This is a genomic window from Lysobacter sp. H21R4, from assembly GCF_015277535.1.
Lineage (GTDB): Bacteria > Pseudomonadota > Gammaproteobacteria > Xanthomonadales > Xanthomonadaceae > Novilysobacter > Novilysobacter ciconiae.
Window position 1 is genome coordinate 599099 of sequence record NZ_CP063772.1, and the last position, 20156, is coordinate 619254.

A 20156-nucleotide genomic window follows, 5' to 3' on the forward strand; every position below is an offset into this window, starting at 1 on the left:
CCACCTCCCGCTTGTCGCCCTGCGAGTGTTCGCCATGAACCTGTCCCAATGGCTCGACCGGATCGAGCAGCTGCATCCCAAGTCGATCGACATGGGGCTGGAGCGGGTCGGCGAGGTCGCCGGCCGCCTGGGCGTCGCGCGGCCGGCGCGGCGGGTGATCACCGTGGGCGGCACCAATGGCAAGGGGTCCACCGTCGCGTTCATCGAGGCGATCGGCCGGGCCGCCGGCTGGCGTGTCGGCGCGTACACCTCGCCGCATCTGCTGGCCTACAACGAGCGCATCCGCATCGACCGTGTGGACGCGGACGACGCGATGATCGTGGCCGCGTTCGAGGCGATCGAAGCCGCGCGCGGTGACACGCCGCTGACCTATTTCGAGTACGGCACGTTGGCTGCCTTGTGGCTGTTCCAGCGCGCCAACCTTGATCTGGCGGTGCTGGAGGTTGGGCTCGGCGGCCGCCTGGATGCGACCAACGTGGTCGACCCCGATGTCGCGGCGATCACCACCGTGGACGTGGACCACCAGGACTATCTGGGCGAAGGGCGCGAAGCCATCGGGCACGAAAAGGCCGGCATCGCCCGGGCCTGGAAGCCGCTGGTGCTGGGCGATGACGATCCTCCCTCCAGCGTGCTGCGCCATGCCTACTCGATCGCGGCCAAGACGCTGAGGATTGGCTGCGACTTTTTCGTCGACCTGCCCGGTGCGGCAAGCGGCGATCCTGACGATCCCGGAGCCATCCGCGCCGGGCGCTGGCACTGGCGCGAGGTCGGTCACCGCATCGACCTGCCGATGCCCGGGCTGGTGGGGCAGATGCAGCTCCGCAATGCCGCCGTCGCCATCGCCGCCCTGCGCGCGCTGGACAAATCACCGCCCGACCGGGCGGTGGCGCAGGGAATTGCCGATGCCCGTATCCGCGGCCGGTTGCAGTGCTTCGACCGGGACGGGGTGGAGGTGGTGGTGGATGTCGGCCACAACCCGCAGGCCGCGCATGCCCTGGCCGATTGGCTGGCGGCCAGTCCCGTTGCTGGCCGGACGCACGCCGTGTACGCGGCGCTGGCGGACAAGGACGTGGCGGGCGTGGTCTCGGCACTGGCCACCAGCGTCGACCACTGGCATCTGGCCGGTCTGGCGAGGCATGCACCCCGGGGCGTCTTCGTTGCGGATTTTGCGCCCCGGCTGGCCGGGACCGCGGCCCAAGCGGGCCGGCGCCATGACACGGTCGCCGATGCCCTGGACGCGGCAGTGGCTGCGGCCAGCCCGGCCGACCGGGTGCTGGTGTTCGGCTCCTTCCACACCGCCGCCGAGGCGCTCACCCTGCTGGAGACCGCGCCAGCGACGCCTTCCAGCTGAACCGCCGGGTCGCGACGGCTGTCGTGGTCCGGCCTTCATTTGGCACAAGGGTATAATTCGCCGGCATTCCCCGTTGCCTGCGAGATCCGATGGAACCTGCCCTCAAACAGCGTCTGATCGGCGCCGCCGTGCTGGTCGCCATTGCGGTGATCTTCCTGCCCATGCTGATCAAGGGTCCGGCGCCCGACAGCGGCGTGTCGGATATTTCACTCGACCTGCCTTCCACGCCCAAGCAGGGTTTTGAAACGCGCGAGCTGCCGCTGGTCACGCCGCCAGCGCGCAGTGGCGCCAGTGTCACGGCCTCCGGGGCGGAGCCCTCCGGCGAGGGCGCGCTGCCCACTGTGGATACCCGCGCCGCGCGAGACAGCGGCGATCAGGCGTCGGTGATGACGCCGGCAACGGTGGCGGCCGGCAACTACGCCGTCAGCTTCGGCAGCTACGCCAGCCAGGAAGATGCACAGAAAGTGGTCGACGCGCTGCAGGCGGCTGGGTTTCCCGCCTTCCAGGAATCGGTGAAGAGCGGCGAGCGAAGCTTGCACCGGGTCCGCATCGGTCCTTTCCAGACGAGTGCCGCGGCCGAAACCGCGCGTATCGATTCAGGCCGCGTACGCAAGGACGTCGGGGCCAAGGTCGTGGTGCTGGACGCGGATCGCGCCGACCCTGCGGCCGCGAGTGCGAGCGCAGAGAAAGCGCCGGCGCGGACGGTTGCCGCCAAACCCGAGCCCAAACCGGAACCGCCCAAGCCCAAACCCGCCGAACCGGCCAAGCCCGAGCCGGCCAAGCCCGTCGCGACGGCACCGGCGCCTGCGCCTGCAAAGCCCGAGCCGGCGCCGGCCGGCAGCCAGCCGGCTCCCGCCGCGGCCGGGGTGGGCTTCGTCGTCCAACTGGGTGCCTTTGGCAACCCGGCCGAGGCCGCGGCGCTGCGTGATCGCGCGCGCAGCCAGGGCTTGAGCGCGTTCGTCGAGCAGGTCCGCAGCGGTGACACCACGCTCAACCGGGTCCAGGTCGGTCCGGTCGCGGACCGCGCGGCGGCCGACCAGCTCAAGGCGCAGGCCGCCGCCAAGCTGGGCATCTCCGGCTTCGTCCGCGCACATCCATGACGCAAGGTTTGATGGTGCCCGGCCGCATGCGGCGCGACCGGTTGGCGCGATGATCGCAATCGACTGGGTCCTGATCGGGCTGGTCGGCGTCTCGGCCCTGTTCGGGATGATGCGCGGCCTGATCGGCGTGCTGGCGTCGCTGGCTGCCTGGATCCTTGCGGGACTGGCGGCGTTCCAGTTCGGGGCGCGGGTCGCGCTGCTGCTGGCCGGCAGCGGCGAGCCGGGCGCCGGCCACCTGTTCGCGGGCTATGCGCTGGCCTTCATCGTGGTGATGATCGTGGTCGGCATCGCGGGCTGGATGCTGCGCACCCTGGTGCACTCGGTGGGATTGTCGGGCGTGGACCGGATGCTCGGTTTCGTCGTCGGCGTCGTACGCGGCCTGGTGATCGCCTGCGCGCTGCTGTTGCTGATCGGATTGACCGAGCTGCCGCGCGAGCCGTCGTGGAAATCCTCCCCGGTGGTGCCGCTGCTGGTTCCGGGCGCCGAGCAGATGCGCACCTGGCTGCCCGAGTGGGTCGCCGCGCAGGTGGATCTTCGCGGGGATGGCGACGGTCCGGCGCTGCTGTCGTCCGACACGCTGCCGCGCCTGCCACGCCCGGTGACGCCGCCTGCAGCCCCTGATGCGGTTACGCCGGATGCGCCCGCGTCTGGCCCGGTCGAGCAGGAAGCGCCGTTGCCGACGCCGGCGCGGTCAGCGCCGTCGGGCGACGCGGACAAACAATCGGTACTACCGGCCGAACGCGGCTGAGACCTCTCCACGGCGGCGTCCGCGCGGTCGTTCTTTTTGCACCGCTCCAACCAACCAGGAATACCAGTCATGTGCGGCATCATCGGAATCGTCGGCCACCAGGACGTCGCGGCGCAGCTCTATGACGGACTGCTCGTCCTCCAGCACCGTGGCCAGGACGCCGCAGGCATCGCCACCGCCGACCGCCACCGCTTGCTGTTGCACAAGGGCAACGGTCTGGTCAGCGACGTGTTTGACGACGCCGCGATGCGGCGGATGGTCGGCCACGTCGGCATCGGCCATTGCCGCTACCCGACCGCCGGCAGCGAGGGCGACGACGAGGCGCAGCCGTTCTACGTCAACTCGCCCTACGGCATCGCGCTGGCCCACAACGGCAACCTGATCAACGCCGACGCGTTGCGCGAGGAGCTGTTCCAGCAGGACCGGCGCAACGTCAACACCGAGTCGGACTCGGAAGTGCTGCTGAACGTGTTCGCGCACGAAATGGCTGGACTGGAACCGCTGTCAGCGGAGACCGCGTTCCGCGCTGTAACCGGCGTGTACCGGCGCTGCGTGGGTGGCTACGCGGTGGTGGCCACGGTGCTGGGTCTGGGGCTGGTCGCATTCCGTGACCCCAACGGCATCCGCCCGCTGGTGCTGGGCAAGCGCAGCGGCGCGAGCGGTGACGAATACGCGGTGGCATCCGAATCGGTCGCCTTCGACCTGACCGGCTTCAAGCGGGTGCGCGACGTGCAGCCCGGCGAGGCGATCGTGATCACCAACGACGGCACCCTGCACGCGCGCCAGTGCGTCACGCCGGGCACGCATACGCCGTGCATCTTCGAGTACGTGTACTTCGCCCGGCCGGATTCGATGATCGATGACATCTCGGTGCACAAGGCGCGCATGCGGATGGGCCAGAAGCTCGGCGAAAAGATCCTGCGCCTGCGCCCGGACCACGACATCGACACGGTGGTCCCGATTCCCGATTCCTCGCGCGACGCGGCCCTGGAAGTGGCCAACGTGCTCGGCATCAAGTACCGCGAGGGCTTCATCAAGAACCGCTACGTCGGCCGCACCTTCATCATGCCGGGGCAGGAAATGCGGGCCAAATCGGTGCGCCGCAAGCTCAATCCGATTCCGTTGGAGTTCCGTAACCGGGTCGTGCTGCTGGTGGACGATTCAATCGTGCGCGGGACGACGTCGCGGCAGATCGTGCAGATGGCGCGCGAGGCCGGTGCGCGCAAGGTGTATCTCGCCTCGGCGGCGCCGCCTGTGCGCCATCCCAACATCTATGGCATCGACATGCCCAGCCGCGAGGAGCTGATCGCCCACCAGCGCGACGAGTCGGAAATCGAGAAGCTGCTGGGCTGCGACTGGCTGGTCTATCAGGACCTCACCGATCTGGAAGAGGCGGTGTCGGGGCCGAAGCAGCGGCTGGAGCATTTCGATTCGTCGTGCTTCAACGGGGAGTACGTGACGGGCGAGGCGGAGGAGTACTTCGAGCGCGTGCGACGGTTGCGGTCGGATGAGGCCAAGGCGGATCGGCGGGCGCTTTAGGCCGGCTGGCTTGGAGGGTTCGCGCTGGCGACACCGGGACCATGTTCCAAGTCGCTCCACGATATTCGCTTGGTTGGAACATGGTCCCGGTGTCGCCTTGGGGGATTCGGCGGCGTCGACACGGAACGACGATGTTGCTCGGCGCGACGGGTCTCTGTTGAGCAGACCGTGAGAGGTGGGGAGGTTCATGGATCTTTTTGAGGCGGCCTGGGAATGCCTGGAAGCGGAGTCGCCGGACGCGAAGGTGGCGGCTACCATGCGCGCGGCTGCGGCGTTTTCCCGGGGGGAACTGTCGATTCCGACCGATGCCCCACCGCCGCGGCCGATCGGGATGCCGGGGCGGCCGTCGCGACCGCGTCTGGTGCATCCGCGCGATCTGCCGCGGCGCGGGTTTGGCAGCGACGAGGGGCGGGCCGCGTTCATCCATGCCATCGCGCACATCGAGTTCCACGCCATCGACCTGGCCTGGGATGCGGTGTACCGGTTCCGGGGGCTGCCGGATCGGTTCTACGCCGACTGGGTGCAGGTCGCCGCCGATGAGGCGCGGCATTTCACGATGCTGCGTGGGCGCCTGCAGCAGCTGGGGCGGGCCTACGGGGACTTCGACGCGCACAACGGTTTGTGGGAGATGGCGCAGAAGACGGCCGGCGACGGGCTGGCGCGGATGGCGCTGGTGCCGCGCGTGCTGGAAGCGCGCGGGCTGGACGTGACGCCGGGAATGATCCAGCGCCTGAAGGGATTGGGCGACACGCAGACGGTCGCGATCCTGGAAGTCATCCTGGAGGAGGAGGTCGCCCACGTCGCCGCCGGATCGCGCTGGTTCCGCTGGTATTGCGAGCGCCGCGGCGTGGATCCGGCATCGACGTTCCGCGAGCTGCTGACCGGCTACGCGCGCGCGGTGCCGCATGGGCCGTTCAACGTCGAAGCGCGTACCCGGGCGGGTTTCGATGAGGAGGAGCTGGCGATGCTTGAGGCGGCGGTCACAGAACTGGCGGCGGGGCCGGCGTGACCAAAGCGGTCGTTTAAGCTCAGCGCATCCAATCGGGAGGGCGTTGCCATGAATCATCTGCGTTCATTGACGGTGTTGCTGTGCGGTCTTGCCGCAGGCGCTGTCTTGCTGGGATGCGATCCCGACGCGCCCGCGCCGGCGGCGTCCACGACAGAGAGCGGAGCCGGGAGCGCACCGCCGGTATTCGTAGCGCCGGCCGATGGCGAGGCGGCTCTCGATGGCGACCGGACGGTCGGGTTCCATGCGCGTGGCAACGAGCCGTTCTGGTCGGTCGAGGTCGCCGGGGACAAGCTGCTCTACAACACGCCCGATACCCAGCCGGGCGTCGAACTGGCGGCGACGCGAACCGACACCGCGACCGACGTCGAGTTCCGTGGCGTCCACGACGGCAAGGAATTCGTGCTCATCATCACGCCGGGCCATTGCGAGGATTCGATGTCCGACCAGGACTACGATTACACCGCGACCTTCAGCGACGGCGAGCGCCAGCTGACCGGCTGCGCCAGCGCGGAGGACTGACGCGCACGGATTTTTTCGCCGCCCAGCCTCTCAGGCGAGCGCCTCGAGGCGGTGGCCCTGGGAGTCGAACCGCAGCACCGAGCCCTGCTCGTACCAGTCGCCCAGCACGATGCGCTCGCGCGGGCGACCGTCCACGTCCAGCGCGTGCACTGCCGGCCGGTGGGTATGTCCATGGATCAGCGTGTCGACGCCGAACTGCTGGAAGGCGGCGGCGACCGCCGCGGGCGCGACGTCGGTAATCGTTTCCATCGTGCCTTGCGAGGCCAGGCCCGACTGGTGCGCCTTGCTGGCCTCGCGCGCCTGCTTGGCAAAAGCGATCCGCGCGGCCAGTGGCTGGGCCAGGAACTGCGCCTGCCACGCGGGATCGCGCGTCTGCGCTCGAAACTGCTGGTAAGCGACGTCATCGGTGCACAGCGTGTCGCCGTGCATCAGCAGCACCGGTTTGCCATACAGATCGACGACGGTGGGGTCGGGCAGGATCGCCATTCCCGCCCGGTCGGCGAAATCCTGGCCCACCAGGAAATCCCGGTTGCCGTGCATGAACCAGACCGGCGTTCCGCCATCGGCGACCACGCGCAGGTGGTCGGCGACAAAAGTGGCGGTGGCGGAAGGGTCGTCGTCGCCGATCCACGCCTCGAACAGGTCACCGAGAATGTAGAGCGCGTCCGCGCCGCGCGCTTCGGCGTCCAGGAAGCGCCCAAACAGCTCGGTGATGTGCGGGCGTTCCGCGTCCAGGTGCAGGTCGGCGATGAAGAGCGTCGTCATCGCGGCATTGTAGGCGCTGGGCGCGGATGCGCTGACCACCCACCGTTCAGCCGCGGATCCACCAGCAGCCAAAGTGGCGTTGCAGTCCGAACACGGTATTGGATGGGCTGATCCCGTCGCCGGTCGACTGCTCGATGCGCAGGGCCACGGGTGTCTGGCTGATCGGGCGTTTTGCGTAGTACTCCTCGTCGCTGACCACGCCATCGACCGACTGCATCGTTTGCGGACCGACCTGCACGATGGCGGCCAGCGGCCGGTGGGCCACCGCATCCAGCCGACGCAGGATGGCCACGCTCTGGCCGCCGGACATGCCGGCCCAGTGGTAGACGCCGGCCAGCTGGTTGGTGTCTTGCTGGTTGATTGCGTTGGCGACGCGCAGCACCAGTTCGGGAAGATTGCGGGCGCAGCCAAAGCGCGGCGGTGCGCGGCGACGCTGGCCCGCCTGCCCGGTAGGGAGATCGCCTGCCGGGGAAGGCGTCGCGCCGAGTTCGGAGCAGGGGCGATCGGTGTAGACCATGCCGCCGTCCGGCGCCTGGCAACGGTAGATCGCCGCCTGTACAACGCGCGGTGCCACGCTGGCCGTGACCAGAACACTGGCCAGAAACGCGGCACGCAGCAGGTTGGTGGGGGGCGGGGACATCCGTGCAGGTTACTACCGCCCGGCGTCGCGGCGGGGCGATGGAAGGGCGCTTGGCGGGTTCCGGCGCATTGGTGGAGCAAATGAAATACAGCGTTGGCGCAGGCGGCATGCTGCGGCGGCTGTTGTCGTTACATTGACGTGGATGCCACTGAATGACGACCACGAAGAGGGTGTGCCAATGAAGTTTGAAACGCTCGCGATCCACGCGGGATACGAGATCGACCCCACCACCAAATCGGTGGCGGTACCGATCTACCAGACCACGTCCTACGCCTTCGACAGCACCCAGCACGCGGCCGACCTGTTCGACCTGAAGACGCCCGGCAACATCTACACCCGCATCATGAACCCGACCAACGCGGTGCTCGAGGAGCGCGTCGCGGCGCTGGAGGGCGGCGTGGGCGCGCTGGCGGTGGCGTCCGGCATGGCGGCGATCACGTATGCGATCCAGACCATCGCCCAGCAGGGCGACAACATCGTCTCGGTGAGCAAGTTGTACGGCGGCACCTACAACCTGTTCGCCCACACCTTCCCGCGCCAGGGCATCACGGTGCGGCTCGCCTCGCACGACGACATCGCCGGGCTGGAGGCGCTGATCGATGGGGACACCAGGGCGGTGTTCTGCGAGTCCATCGGCAATCCCGGCGGCGACATCGTCGATATCCGGGCGTTGGCCGATATGGCGCATCGCCACGGCATTCCGCTGATCGTCGACAACACGGTGGCGACCCCGGCCCTGTGCCGCCCGTTCGAGCACGGCGCCGACATCGTGGTGCACGCCCTGACCAAGTACATGGGCGGCCACGGGACAACGATTGCCGGAGCGATCGTGGATTCCGGCAAGTTCCCGTGGGCCGAGCACAGGCAGCGCTTCGCGATGCTCAACGAGCCCGACCCGTCCTACCACGACGTGGTCTCCACCGAGGCGTTCGGGCCGGCGGCGTTCATCGGACGCTGCCGCGTGGTGCCGCTGCGCAATACCGGCGCCGCGCTGTCGCCGTTCAACGCGTTCCTGGTGCTGCAGGGCATCGAGACGCTGGCGCTGCGCATGGAGCGCCACTGCGCCAACGCGCTCAAGGTCGCGCAGTTCCTGCAGGCGCACGACCACGTGGCCTGGGTGAAGTACGCCGGCTTGCCTGAGCATCCCGACCACGCGCTCGCGCAGAGCTACATGGGCGGCTGTCCGGCAGGCATCCTCACCTTCGGCATCAACGGCGGGGCCGCGGCGGGGGCGCGCTTCATCGACGCGCTGCAGATGATCGTGCGCCTGGTCAACATCGGCGATGCGAAGTCGCTCGCCTGCCACCCCGCATCGACCACCCACCGCCAACTCAATGCCGAAGAACTCGCCGCGGCCGGCGTCAGCGAGGACATGGTGCGGCTGTCGATCGGCCTGGAGCACATCGACGACATCCTCGCCGACCTCAGCCAGGCGTTGGAGGCCAGCCGGGGCTGAGACGCGGTTGGCCGCTTACGCGAGCCGCGCCAGCACGGCCAGTGTCGGCTTGGCCAGGTTGAGCGTGTAGAAGTGCATGCCCGGCGCGCCGCCGTCGATCAGGCGCTGGCACAGCTGGGCCACCACGTCGGTGCCGAACGCGCGCACGCTGGCGACGTCATCGCCGTAGGCGAGCATCCGCTGGGTGACCCAGCGCGGGATCTCGGCCCCGCACATCTCCGAGAACCGCCGCAGCTGGCTGAAATTGGCGATCGGCATGATGCCCGGCACGATCGGGATATCCACTCCCGCCGCGCGCACGTCGTCGACGAAGCGGAAATACGCGTCGGCGTTGTAGAAGTACTGGGTGATCGCGCCGTCGGCGCCGGCCTTGGCCTTGCCGATGAAATGCTTCAGGTCGGCGTGCGCGTCGCGGGCCTGCGGGTGCATCTCCGGGTAGGCCGCGACTTCGATGCGGAAATGATCGCCGGTCTCGTCGCGGATGAACTCGACCAGCTCGCTGGCGTAGCGCAGGTCGCCCGGGCTGGCCATGCCCGAGGGCAGGTCGCCGCGCAGGGTCACCAGACGCCTGGCGCCCATGCCCATGTAGCGCTGCAGTTGCGCGCGGATCTCCTCGCGGGTGCCGCCCATGCAGCTGATGTGCGGGGCCGCCTCCAGGGCGTGGTGCCGCTGCAGGCGCTCGATCGTCTCCGGCGTGTGGCTCAGGGTCGAGCCGCCGGCGCCGAAGGTCACGCTGACGTAGTCGGGGGCGGCCGACTTCAGCCGGGCCGCGGTGCGGTCCAGCTGCTTGCGCTGCTCGTCGGTCTTGGGCGGGTAGAACTCGAAACTGGTCGCGGTCGCGGTCATGCAAATGCTGTGGCATGGGGTAGGCGGGCAATATATCGCTCTATCGTGATGGATGTAAATGCAAGCGGGTGCCCGGGCCGGTTGCGCGGGCCGTTCCCGCCGGGCGCTCCCAATCGCCGTCTGCAGCCGATCGCGACCGCTGGTCACCCTGCGCAACACGGCGGTGGTGGATGCGGCGATGCTTCCATCACGACAACAAGGAACCGCAGCGATGAATCAGCCAGCCCATCCCCTCACCCGTTTCCCAAAGCGCACCCCGGCCGCCGTGGCCGCGGCGATTATTGCTGTGGCCTCGCTCACCGCCACCGCAGCGCCGCTGGATCACCACGGCATCAGTATCGAAGTGGTCGGCGAAGGCGCGCCGGTGTTGATGATTCCCGGCCTCAACAGTGGCGCGGACACCTGGCGCGAGACCTGCCATGCATTGCGCCAGCCGGCCGCTGATGGCGCCAGCGCCATGCCGATCCAATGCCACCTGGTCCAGTTGCCGGGCTTCGCCGGCCTGGCGCCGGTGGAGGGCGAGGACTTCCTTCCGGTCATGCGCGACGGGTTGCTGGACTACGTCGTCGAGCACGACCTGCAGGGGCTGACGGTGATCGGCCACAGCCTGGGCGGAACGCTGGCCCTGCAGATGGCGATCAAGCAACCCGACGCGGTGGCCAGGCTGGTAATCGTCGACAGCCTGCCGTATTTCGCCGCCGCGCAGAATCCGGCCGCGACCGTGGCAACGACCAGACCGATGGCCGAGCAGATGCGCGCCGGCATGCTGGCGTTGGACGAGACGATGTATTTCGCCCAGGCCGAGGCTTCGCTGCTGGGCATGACCCGGGCGCCGGAGCGGGTCGAGACCCTGAAGAAGTGGGGACGCGACAGCAACCGTGCGACCACCGCCCAGGCCATGTATGAGCTCATGACCACCGACCTGCGTGGCGAGCTCGGTGTCATCGGCGTGCCGACCCTGGTGCTGGGCAGCTGGGCAGCCTACAAACCCTACGGCGCGACCATCGAATCGACGCGCAAGATCTTCGCCGACCAGTACGCCAGGTTGCCGAGCGCACGCATCGAGATGAGCCAAGGCGGCTACCACTTCCTGATGTGGGACGATCCGCAGTGGGTGCAGGCGCAGATACGCGGGTTTGTCTCGCCCTCGACCCCTTGATGCACCGAGGTGCGGGCGGTCCGCGCCGCCCGGCCTGAACGTGGACAACGCCGTGGAAGATGCCTTGCCAACCCGCCGCTTCTGGATGCTCAACGCGCTCGCGTGGAGCGCCTACATCGGCTTGAGCCTGGGCATGGCCGTCGCGTTCTCGGCGATGTCGCCGGCGATGGTGCTGATCAGCGTATCGCTGGGCGTGCTGCTCTGGCTGGTCAGCGGCGCGATCCGCGCCCGGGCCGCGCGCTTGGGGTGGTGGGAGCACGGCTTATGGGTATTGGCAACGCGGCTGCTGGCGTCGGTGGTGATCGGGACGACGCTGGCGCAACTGGCGCTCGCGGCGATTCTGGTTCCCGCGATCCTCCTGGGTTGGGTCGAGGTGGCCGGCGGCCTGTCGGCCTATCGTCCCGCCGCGACGCTGATGTACTGGACCAATACCGCGGTCGTGCTGGCCCTGTGGACCGGCATCTGGGCCGGCGCCCATTCGGTGCGCCAGGCGCGCCGGAGCGAGCTGGCGCGGCTGCGCGCGGAGGCGCGCCACCATCTGCTGGAACGCGATGCGCTCAAAGCTCGGCTCAATCCGCATTTCGTCTTCAACGCGCTCAACAACCTGCGCGCGCTGATCAACGAGGACCCGGCGCGTGCGCGCGAACTGGTCACCAGGCTGTCGAATACCCTGCGCCATGCGCTGGAGCATTCCGGCGACACCGAGGTCACTGTCGCGCGCGAGCTCGAAGTGGTGGAGGACTATCTGGCGGTGGAGGCGGTCCACTATGAGGACCGGCTGCGCGTCGTGCGCGAGGTGCCACCCGACACCCTGCAGGCCACACTGCCGGCGATGGCGCTGCAACTGCTGGTGGAAAATGCGATCAAGCACGGGATTGCCGTCATTCCCGGTGGCGGCGAAATCACCATCGCCCTGCATCGCGCGGGATCGGCGCTGCACGTCACTGTCACCAATCCGGTCCCGCTGACCCGGGCCGCATCCGGCCACGGCGTCGGGCTGGCCTACCTGCAGGCGCAACTCGGTGCAGGCACCGTCGACCTGCAACACAAGGGAGACACCATGGTCGCCAGCCTGGTGGTCCCGCAATGAGCGGGCCGTTGCGGGTGCTCATCGTGGAGGACGCGCGGCTGGCAAGGCGCGAGCTGCGCACCTTGCTGGCCGAGTTTGCGGACGTCGAGTGCGTGGGCGAGGCCGAGGATGTTCCCGCCGCCCGCGAGGCGATCGCCCGTTTGCACCCCGATCTGATCCTGCTCGACATCCAGCTGCCCTCGGGCAGTGGCTTTGACGTGCTCGACGCCCTGGATCCGCTGCCGGCGGTGGTGTTCGTTACCGCCTACGACCAGTACGCGGTGCAGGCCTTTGAAGCCAATGCGTTGGACTATTTGCTAAAGCCGGTCGCCGCGGCCCGTCTGGCGACCGCATTGGACAAGGCCCGCGCCCAGATGGCGGAGCAGGACGCGGCGCGCGCGCCGCAGCGCCGGGGCACGGACCTGCTGGCGGCCCACGACCAGGTGTTTCTGCGCGACGGTGAGCGCTGCTGGTTTGTCGCCCTGGGCGAAATCCGCCGGATCGTGGTCGACGGCAACTACGCCCGGGTCTGGTTCCGCGACCAGAACGCCCTGCTGGCGCGCAGCCTCACCGGGCTTGAAGCGCGCATGCAGCCCGGCCTGTTCTTCCGCGCCAACCGCAACACCCTGGTCAACCTGCGCATGGTCCGCACGGTGGAGCCGTCGGTCGCCGACGGCTATGACCTCGGCATGGACGATGGCAGCCAGGTGGAGGTGTCGCGGCGGCAGGCGCGGGAATTGCGCGAGCGGCTGGCGCTCTAGGCGCCGCGCTCCCGCTGATCGTCAGCGCGCCGGGTTGCCGCGCTGGAGCCGGCCGGAAACCGCAGGCGTTCCTCTGCAACCGCCCTGTGCAGCCGCTACCCTTGCCGGATCTCCTGTCAACCCGTCTCGCGCATGTCCATCGTCCTGACCCCGTTTGCCGTTACCCGATTGTTCCCGCGCACGCCGCGCGGCAATACCATCCAGGACTGCACGCCAGCGCAGTTCGAACGCCACCTCAACGAGCACGAGCCGCTCAGGATCCTCGAGGGCTACGCGCCGTTCTGCAAGCTGCACGTCCACCGCAACTGGACGTCCACGCGCTGCCTGACCGCGCCGATCACCCAGGACAACCGCCATCTGCTGCGGTCGGCGTACGAGGCGCGATCGCGCAAGGAACTGCCGGTGCTGGTGCGCTGGTTCGAGGGCGTGCAGCCGCCGGTGGCGGAGTACCTGGTGGTGATCCTCTACAGCCGCGATCAGCTGGCGAAAGAAGGCACCGCGGTGGACGCGGACTGGGGAGTGGTCGGTTGCCTGTACACGATGACGCCGGAGGAAATCCCGATGGCGCCGATCACCATGCTGCGCAACGCGCTGGGCGTGGAGGAGGGTGGCTCGGGCGTGCCCCTGGACCGCGAGGCGTACCGGCTGGCGGTGGAGTTCTGGGACAACAACGCCAACTGGCGGCCGTGATGCGGACCCGCGCCGGCGCGCATCTACCGGCGTGCAGCGTCGGCGCGGCAGGCTTGCGGTAGTTGCGGGCGTCGCAAAGCACGCAGACGGGTAAACACCGGCCCGCAACAAGAAACGGGCGCAGCGGGGCGCCCGTTCTTCATGCGGCGTTGGACGCCCGCCCGATCAGTAGCGGTAGTGATCGGACTTGTACGGCCCTTCCACCGGCACGCCGAGGTAGGCGGACTGCTCCGGGCTCAGCGTGGTCAGCTTCACGCCGATCTTCTCCAGGTGCAGGCGGGCCACTTCCTCGTCCAGGTGCTTGGGCAGGATGTAGACCTTCTTCTCGTAGCTGTCCTTCTTTTCCCACAGGTCGATCTGGGCCAGGGTCTGGTTGGAGAACGAGTTCGACATCACGAAGCTCGGATGCCCCGTCGCGCAACCCAGGTTGACCAGGCGGCCTTCGGCGAGCAGGAAGATCGCGCGGCCGTCGGCGAACACGAACTTGTCAACCTGCGGCTTGATGTTGATCTGCTCGACGTCCTTGAGGCCCTTGAGCGCGTCGACCTGGATCTCGTTGTCGAAGTGGCCGATGTTGCAGACGATGGCCTGGTCCTTCATGTTCTGCAGGTGCTCGACGGTGAGCACGTCCTTGTTGCCGGTGGTGGTCACGTAGATGTCGCCGCGGCCGAGGGTGTCTTCCACCGTGGTGACCTCGAAGCCCTCCATCGCCGCCTGCAGCGCGCAGATCGGATCGATCTCGGTGACGATGACGCGCGAGCCGTAGGCCCGCAACGACGCCGCGCAACCCTTGCCGACGTCGCCGTAGCCGCAGACCACGGCGACCTTGCCGGCCAGCATCACGTCCATCGCGCGCTTGAGGCCGTCGGCCAGCGATTCGCGGCAGCCGTAGAGGTTGTCGAACTTGGACTTGGTCACCGAATCATTGACGTTGATCGCGGGCACCAGCAGCGAGCCGGCTTCGGCCAGCTGGTACAGGCGCAGGACGCCGGTGGTGGTTTCCTCCGACACGCCCCTCCAGTCCTTGACCACGGTGTGCCAGAAACCCGGGCGCTCGACGGCCACGCGCTTGAGCAGGTTCTTGATCACCTGCTCCTCGTGCGAGGCCGCCTTCTCGTCGACCCACGTGGAGCCGTTTTCCAGCTCGTAGCCCTTGTGGATCAACAGGGTCACGTCGCCGCCGTCGTCCACCACCAACTGCGGCCCCAGAAATTTCTCTTTACCGTCAGCACCCTTGCCATCGGGGAAGCTCAACGCGGCCAGGGTGCAGTCCCAGTACTCCTCCAGCGTCTCGCCCTTCCAGGCGAACACCGGGGTGCCGGACGCGGCGATCGCGGCGGCGGCATGGTCCTGGGTGGAGAAGATGTTGCACGAGGCCCAGCGCACGTCAGCGCCGATGTCCCTCAGGGTCTCGATCAGCACGGCGGTCTGCACGGTCATGTGCAGCGAGCCGGTCACGCGCACGCCCTTGAGCGGCTTGTCGCCGGCGTGCTTGGCGCGGATGGACATCAGGCCGGGCATCTCGTGCTCGGCGATGTCGAATTCCTTGCGGCCCCAGTCGGCCAGGTTGATGTCGGCAACCTTGTAGTCGCCTTCCGTGGAGAAGGTGCGGGTGGTGTCTTTCATGGTCCAGCTCCGGTTCGAATCCCGCGGCACCGGTGCGGTGCGTCAAGCGGGGAGGGTGGTCGCAACCGGGCGCCGTTGTAGCGGACGGAGACCGTGCATGGTCTCGATCGATCCTGCCAAGCCTGGCCGCCCTGATACGACGGTCGCAGCGCCCCTCGGCGGACCGCGCCATTGTAACGGCTTGCGCCGCGACTGGAACCGGGCGGCGGCGCATCGGGACTTCCTTCACTGGCTGGTCTTCAGCAACTGTGGGAGCTTGGCCGCCTCCGCCAAAGCCCCGGCCCGCGTCCGCCGCGCCGGGGCACCACGATCGGATTCCACCTCCACCTCCCGGGATTTTCATGACCAAACCCACGCGGCGCTCCTCCGCCATCGGCCTGCTGGCCGCCCTGCTGCCCTTCGCACTGCTCACCCCGGCGTTGGCCCAGACCGCCGCGCTTGAGGACCAGGCCGGCTATCAGTTGCCGGTGGACGCCTTGCAGGCGCTGGTCGACGCGCCGCGCCAGCCGCAGGTCCGGCTGAGCCCGAACCGCGACTTTGCGACCTTGCTCAAGACCCCGGCGCTGCCCGGCATCGACGTGGTCGCGCAACCCGAGCTGAAGCTGGCCGGCACGCGGATCAACCCGCGCACCTACACCAGCAGCGCGTTCTCGTTTGGTTCGGACCTGCAGTTGCTCGACATCGCCAAGCGCCAGGAGCTGCCGGTCACCGGCCTGCCCGCGGACCTGAAGCTGGCGGCCCTCTCATGGGCGCCGGACCAGAAGCACATCGCCTTTACCCACGTCGACAACGCGTCCGGCCATGTCGAGCTGTGGCTCGTCGAGGTCGCCTCGCGCAAGGCGCACCGCCTGCTGCAACAGCCTTTGAACGCGGTGGCCGGGACCGGTTTCGACTGGCTGCCCGACAGCCGCGGCCTGCTGGTGACCCTGCGCCCGCATGGCCAGGGAGCCGCGCCCAACGCCGACGGCGTCCCCGCCGGCCCCAGCATCCAGCAAACCGATCAGGGCGCCGCGGTGCGCTCGATCCGCACCTACCAGGACCTGTTGAAGAACGAGCAGGACGCGGCGATCTTCGCCCACTACCTGACCAGCCAGCTCGCACGCGTGGACCTCGCCGGCAAGCTCACCCTGCTCGGCAAGCCCGACCTGCTCATCGGCGCATCGCCGTCGCCGGATGGCAGGCACCTGCTGGTGCAGACGGTGGAGCGTCCGTTTTCCTACCTGGTGCCGTTCTCGCGTTTCCCGCGCCGCATCGAAGTGCTCGACCGCGACGGAAAGCAGCTTCATACCGTCGCCCGCCTGCCGCTGGTGGAAGGACTGCCAACCGGCAACGACGCGGTCGCCACCGGCGTGCGCCGCATTTCCTGGCGCAGTGATGCGCCCGCCACCCTGGTCTGGGCCGAAGCCCAGGATGGCGGTGACCCGGCGCGCGACGCGGACGTGCGTGACGTCGTGTTCGCCCACGCCGCCCCATTCAGCGGCAAGCCGGTGGAGCTGGCACGGCTGGGCCTGCGCTATGCCGGCGCCACCTGGGGTCGCGACGACCTCGCGCTGATCGACGAGTTCTGGTGGAAGACCCGCCAGACCCGGCAGTGGCGCATCGCCCCGGGACAGCCCGCGCAGGCGCCGGAACTGGTCTTCGATCGCTCCTACGAGGACCGCTACAACGACCCGGGCACCCCTGTGACGCGTCCCGACGACGCGGGGAACCAGCGCCTGGTGGTGTCCAGCGATGGCGGCAGCATCTTCCTGATGGGCGCCGGTGCCTCGGACGAGGGTGACCGGCCGTTCCTTGACCGCTTCAGCCTCGCGGACAAGCAGGCCACGCGCCTGTTCCACTCGCAGGCGCCGTGGTACGAGGCCCCGGTGGCGATGCTGGACGACGACGGCAAACGCATCCTCAGCTCGCGCGAGTCGCCAAAACAACCGGCCAACATCTACCTGCGCGAGCTGGGCAACGCGGATGCTGCGCCGGTTGCGCTGACCGACTTCCCGCATCCCACCCCGCAACTGCGCGACGTGCAGAAGGAGCAGATCCGCTACGAGCGCAAGGACGGCGTCGAGCTGACCGCCAACCTGTACCTGCCGCCGGGCTACGACGCCAAGCGAGACGGCCCGCTGCCAACCCTGCTGTGGGCCTACCCGCGCGAGTTCAAGTCCGCCGATGCGGCCAGCCAGGTGACCGGCTCGCCCTACCGCTTCAACGCGATCAGCTACTGGGGACCGCTGCCTTTCCTGACCCGCGGCTACGCGGTGATGGACGGGCCGACCATGCCGATCGTCGGCGAGGGCGACCGCGAGCCCAACGACACCTACCTGGAGCAACTGGTGGCCGGCGCCGAGGCGGCCGTGGACGAAGTGGTCCGCCGCGGCGTCGCCGATCGCAACCGGATGGCCATTGGCGGCCATTCCTACGGCGCCTTCATGACCGCCAACCTGCTCGCGCATACCCGTCTGTTCAAGGCCGGCATCGCCCGCAGCGGCGCCTACAACCGCAGCCTGACGCCGTTTGGTTTCCAAGCCGAGGAGCGCAACTACTGGCAGGCGCAGGACACCTACATGCAGATGTCTCCGTTCAACTACGCGCACCAGATCAAGGACGCACTGCTGATCATCCACGGCGTGGACGACAACAACTCGGGCACGTTCCCGGTCCAGAGCGAGCGCCTGTTCGCGGCGATGAAGGGCCTGGGCGGCAATGCGCGGCTGGTGATGCTGCCCAACGAGTCGCACGGTTACCGCGCGCGTGAGTCGATCATGCACATGCTGGCCGAAGAGGATGCGTGGTTGGAGAAGTACGTGAAAAGCGCCGGCAGCGAGGATTCCGGGGTGGCTGACGCGCGGTAGCTTATGCCGCGACCTGCGAATGGGAGCCGTGGAGGACATCGGAGGCGGGCGTGGATGCCCTTGAGTGTGAATGTCCTCCGGCACCGGTGTAGCTGGTGCCTCCTCCTTTATTTCACACCCAAGGGCATCCACACCCGCTTCATCCAGCGTGGCGGTGGGTGCTGCAAATGAAAACCCGACTGCCGTGTTCCGACAGCGCGCCGCTGTGACCCGAATGCGTGACCTGCAGGCCTTCGGGGCGAAGTAAAGGAGGAGGCCTCCGCCGCAGGCGGGGGCCGGGGGACATTCGCCCGGAAGGACTGCAGGTCGCGCCCCGGCCGACGACTTTTTCTGGCCCGGCCACCCCCTGCAGCGCTACCAATCGGTCGGTTTGTAGTCCTTCAAAAACCGGCCCCACACGTGGGTGCCGGTGTTGAACCCGTCGATGATCGGATCCACGATGCGTGCCGCGCCGTCGATGATGTCCAGCGGCGGGTGGAAGCGCTCCTCCAGCGTTTTGCGTGCCGCCAGCTCGGCCGGATCCTCGTCGGTCACCCAGCCGGTGTCGACGCTGTTCATGTGGATGCCGTCGCCGTGGTAATCGGCGGCCGAGGTGCGGGTCATCATGTTCAGCGCGGCCTTGGCCATGTTGGTGTGGGGGTGCCGGGTCGTCTTGAAGTTACGGTAGAACTGGCCCTCCACCGCCGAGACGTTGACGATGTGCCTGTCGCGGGTCGGTTCCTCGCCGTCGACCGTGCGCAACATCAGCGGCTTGAGCCGGGCGTTGATCAGGAACGGGGCGATGGCGTTGACCAGCTGGACTTCCAGCAGCTCCACCGAGGGCACTTCGTGCATCTGCAGGCGCCAGGAGTTGCGTCCGCGCAGATCCACCTGCTGCAGGTCCTGGTCCAGCCGGCCTTCCGGGAACAGGTGTTTCTGGCCCAGCAGTTCCTCGGCCAGCAGCGGCACCTGGGAAAGCTCGGCGGCACGCACGAGCCCGGCCATCTGGCTGCCGGTCTTTGCCATTTCCCCGCGTGCCGCCGCGGCCTGCACCGACGCGGTGGCCTCGCCGAGCAGGTCCTGGCTGCGCAGGCCCTCGTATCCGCCGATCAGCTGGCGCACCGCCTCGGGCGTATCGCGCAGCGCGGCGGTCTCGCCGGCCATCATGTGGGCGTAGAACTCCGGCGGACGGCGCACCGTCTGGCAGGCGTTGTTGATGATGAAATCCAGCCGCGGCCGCGTTGCCACGAGCTCGGCGCAGAAGGCTTCCACGCTGGGCGTATGGCGCAGGTCCAGGCCGAAGATCTCCAGCCGGTCAGACCACTCGCCAAAGTCCGGCTCCTGGGCGTAGCGTGCGGCCGAGTCGCGCGGGAAGCGGGTCGTGACGATCAAGCCGGCGCCGGCGCGCAGCAGTTTCAGGCCGGCCTGGTAGCCGATCTTGACCCGGCCACCGGTCAGCAGGGCGACCCTGCCGCTCAGGTCCGCCAGCTCGGTGCGTTTGTGGAAGTTGAACGCCGCGCACTCTGGACACAGCTGGTCGTAGAAGTGGTGCACGCGCGTGTATTTCTGCTTGCACACGTAGCAGTGCAGCAACTCGGGGGATTCCGTGCCGGCAGCGTCTGTATCGGTCTGTGGCTGGCCGTCCGGGCCATGCGGCGGGAAGTAGTTCAAGGCAGTGAACACCGGCTTGCGGCGCAGCGCGCGGATGCCGGTCTGGTTCAGGACCTCGTCGGCCCGGCGGATGTTCTCGGCATTGCGCTTGCGCTCCTGCGCCTTGAGCTTCTGCCGGCGCTGCCCGGGCTCGGGGTGATAGACCCGCGCCACTGCCTGGTGCAATCGGGAGCGGGCCGCTTTCGGCAGTACGTCCAGCAGGGTGCGGTCGGCGGCCACCGCCTCGAGCAACTCCACTGCAACCTGCAGGCGCTCGGGCAGGGCGGTCGGTTGGGCGCTGTCGGTGGCAAGCGGCGGGCGTGGCAGGGTGGAGTCGGTGCTGGACAAGATGATGGCTTTGAGCGGGGCAAGACCACCAGTTTACCGGCCGCCGACATGGGCG

The 20156-nt window shown here is 68.4% G+C and carries 17 protein-coding genes and 1 riboswitch; of the genes, 12 read left to right on the forward strand and 5 right to left on the reverse strand.

Annotated elements, in window-relative coordinates; translation table 11 throughout:
• Positions 1-34 precede the first annotated feature (34 nt).
• The 6 genes from folC to INQ40_RS02745 all read left to right on the forward strand — a co-directional run bounded on the left by folC (position 35) and on the right by INQ40_RS02745 (position 6266).
• Positions 35-1351 carry a bifunctional tetrahydrofolate synthase/dihydrofolate synthase gene (gene folC, locus INQ40_RS02720; protein ID WP_194341553.1) on the forward strand — a complete coding sequence of 439 codons (1317 nt, stop codon included), beginning with the start codon at positions 35-37 and terminating at the stop codon, positions 1349-1351.
• 89 nt (positions 1352-1440) lie between these two features.
• Entirely contained in the window at positions 1441-2451 is a 1011-nt protein-coding gene (locus INQ40_RS02725) for an SPOR domain-containing protein (protein ID WP_194341555.1), read from the forward strand.
• 49 nt (positions 2452-2500) lie between these two features.
• Positions 2501-3199: a CvpA family protein gene (locus tag INQ40_RS02730; protein WP_194341557.1), complete on the forward strand. Its 699-nt coding sequence runs from the start codon at positions 2501-2503 to the stop codon at positions 3197-3199.
• A gap of 69 nt (positions 3200-3268) precedes the next feature.
• Entirely contained in the window at positions 3269-4738 is a 1470-nt protein-coding gene (purF, locus tag INQ40_RS02735) for an amidophosphoribosyltransferase (protein ID WP_194341558.1), read from the forward strand.
• Positions 4739-4925: 187 nt separating this feature from the next.
• Positions 4926-5747 carry a ferritin-like domain-containing protein gene (locus tag INQ40_RS02740; protein ID WP_194341560.1) on the forward strand — a complete coding sequence of 274 codons (822 nt, stop codon included), beginning with the start codon at positions 4926-4928 and terminating at the stop codon, positions 5745-5747.
• Between the two features lie 48 nt (positions 5748-5795).
• On the forward strand, positions 5796-6266 hold the full coding sequence (locus tag INQ40_RS02745) for a hypothetical protein (RefSeq protein ID WP_194341562.1): 471 nt from the start codon (positions 5796-5798) through the stop codon (positions 6264-6266).
• A 30-nt stretch (positions 6267-6296) separates the two neighbouring features.
• On the opposite strand, the gene lpxH is transcribed toward INQ40_RS02745, so the two are convergent.
• Together lpxH and INQ40_RS02755 are read right to left on the reverse strand one after the other, a co-directional pair.
• The gene (lpxH, locus tag INQ40_RS02750; RefSeq protein WP_194341564.1) at positions 6297-7031 is read right to left on the reverse strand and encodes a UDP-2,3-diacylglucosamine diphosphatase; all 735 of its coding nucleotides are present in this window, start codon (positions 7029-7031) and stop codon (positions 6297-6299) included.
• Positions 7032-7077: 46 nt separating this feature from the next.
• The gene (locus INQ40_RS02755; protein ID WP_194341566.1) at positions 7078-7671 is read right to left on the reverse strand and encodes a DUF4124 domain-containing protein; all 594 of its coding nucleotides are present in this window, start codon (positions 7669-7671) and stop codon (positions 7078-7080) included.
• Positions 7672-7849: 178 nt separating this feature from the next.
• Between INQ40_RS02755 and INQ40_RS02760 the strand changes: the two genes are divergently transcribed.
• Entirely contained in the window at positions 7850-9127 is a 1278-nt protein-coding gene (locus INQ40_RS02760; protein WP_194341568.1) for a bifunctional O-acetylhomoserine aminocarboxypropyltransferase/cysteine synthase, read from the forward strand.
• Positions 9128-9142: 15 nt separating this feature from the next.
• Here the strand turns inward: INQ40_RS02760 and metF are convergent, their stop codons facing one another.
• Complete coding sequence (gene metF, locus INQ40_RS02765; protein ID WP_194341570.1) at positions 9143-9973, reverse strand: methylenetetrahydrofolate reductase [NAD(P)H]; 831 nt, start codon at positions 9971-9973, stop codon at positions 9143-9145.
• Positions 9974-10184: 211 nt separating this feature from the next.
• Between metF and INQ40_RS02770 the strand changes: the two genes are divergently transcribed.
• The 4 genes from INQ40_RS02770 (at position 10185) to INQ40_RS02785 (ending at position 13652) form a co-directional block, all read left to right on the forward strand.
• Positions 10185-11132 (forward strand): alpha/beta hydrolase, encoded by a 948-nt coding sequence (locus INQ40_RS02770; protein ID WP_194341572.1) that lies wholly within the window; start codon positions 10185-10187, stop codon positions 11130-11132.
• A gap of 64 nt (positions 11133-11196) precedes the next feature.
• The gene (locus INQ40_RS02775) at positions 11197-12222 is read left to right on the forward strand and encodes a histidine kinase (protein ID WP_228482093.1); all 1026 of its coding nucleotides are present in this window, start codon (positions 11197-11199) and stop codon (positions 12220-12222) included.
• Positions 12219-12962 (forward strand): LytTR family DNA-binding domain-containing protein, encoded by a 744-nt coding sequence (locus tag INQ40_RS02780; protein ID WP_194341574.1) that lies wholly within the window; start codon positions 12219-12221, stop codon positions 12960-12962. The genes INQ40_RS02775 and INQ40_RS02780 overlap by 4 nt, the downstream gene beginning before the upstream one ends.
• A 132-nt stretch (positions 12963-13094) precedes the next feature.
• Positions 13095-13652, forward strand: coding sequence for a DUF3228 family protein (locus INQ40_RS02785; protein WP_194341575.1), 558 nt, complete (start codon positions 13095-13097; stop codon positions 13650-13652).
• A gap of 165 nt (positions 13653-13817) precedes the next feature.
• Here the strand turns inward: INQ40_RS02785 and ahcY are convergent, their stop codons facing one another.
• Positions 13818-15278 (reverse strand): adenosylhomocysteinase, encoded by a 1461-nt coding sequence (gene ahcY, locus INQ40_RS02790; protein WP_194341577.1) that lies wholly within the window; start codon positions 15276-15278, stop codon positions 13818-13820.
• A gap of 60 nt (positions 15279-15338) precedes the next feature.
• Positions 15339-15441, reverse strand: a riboswitch (S-adenosyl-L-homocysteine riboswitch).
• A gap of 178 nt (positions 15442-15619) precedes the next feature.
• Here ahcY and INQ40_RS02795 point away from each other — a divergent pair.
• Positions 15620-18124: a prolyl oligopeptidase family serine peptidase gene (locus INQ40_RS02795; protein WP_194341579.1), complete on the forward strand. Its 2505-nt coding sequence runs from the start codon at positions 15620-15622 to the stop codon at positions 18122-18124.
• Positions 18125-18478: 354 nt separating this feature from the next.
• Here INQ40_RS02795 and INQ40_RS02800 read toward each other — a convergent pair whose 3' ends face one another.
• Positions 18479-20080, reverse strand: a complete 1602-nt coding sequence (locus INQ40_RS02800) for an SDR family oxidoreductase (protein WP_194342383.1) — start codon at positions 20078-20080, stop codon at positions 18479-18481.
• Positions 20081-20156: the final 76 nt, after the last annotated feature.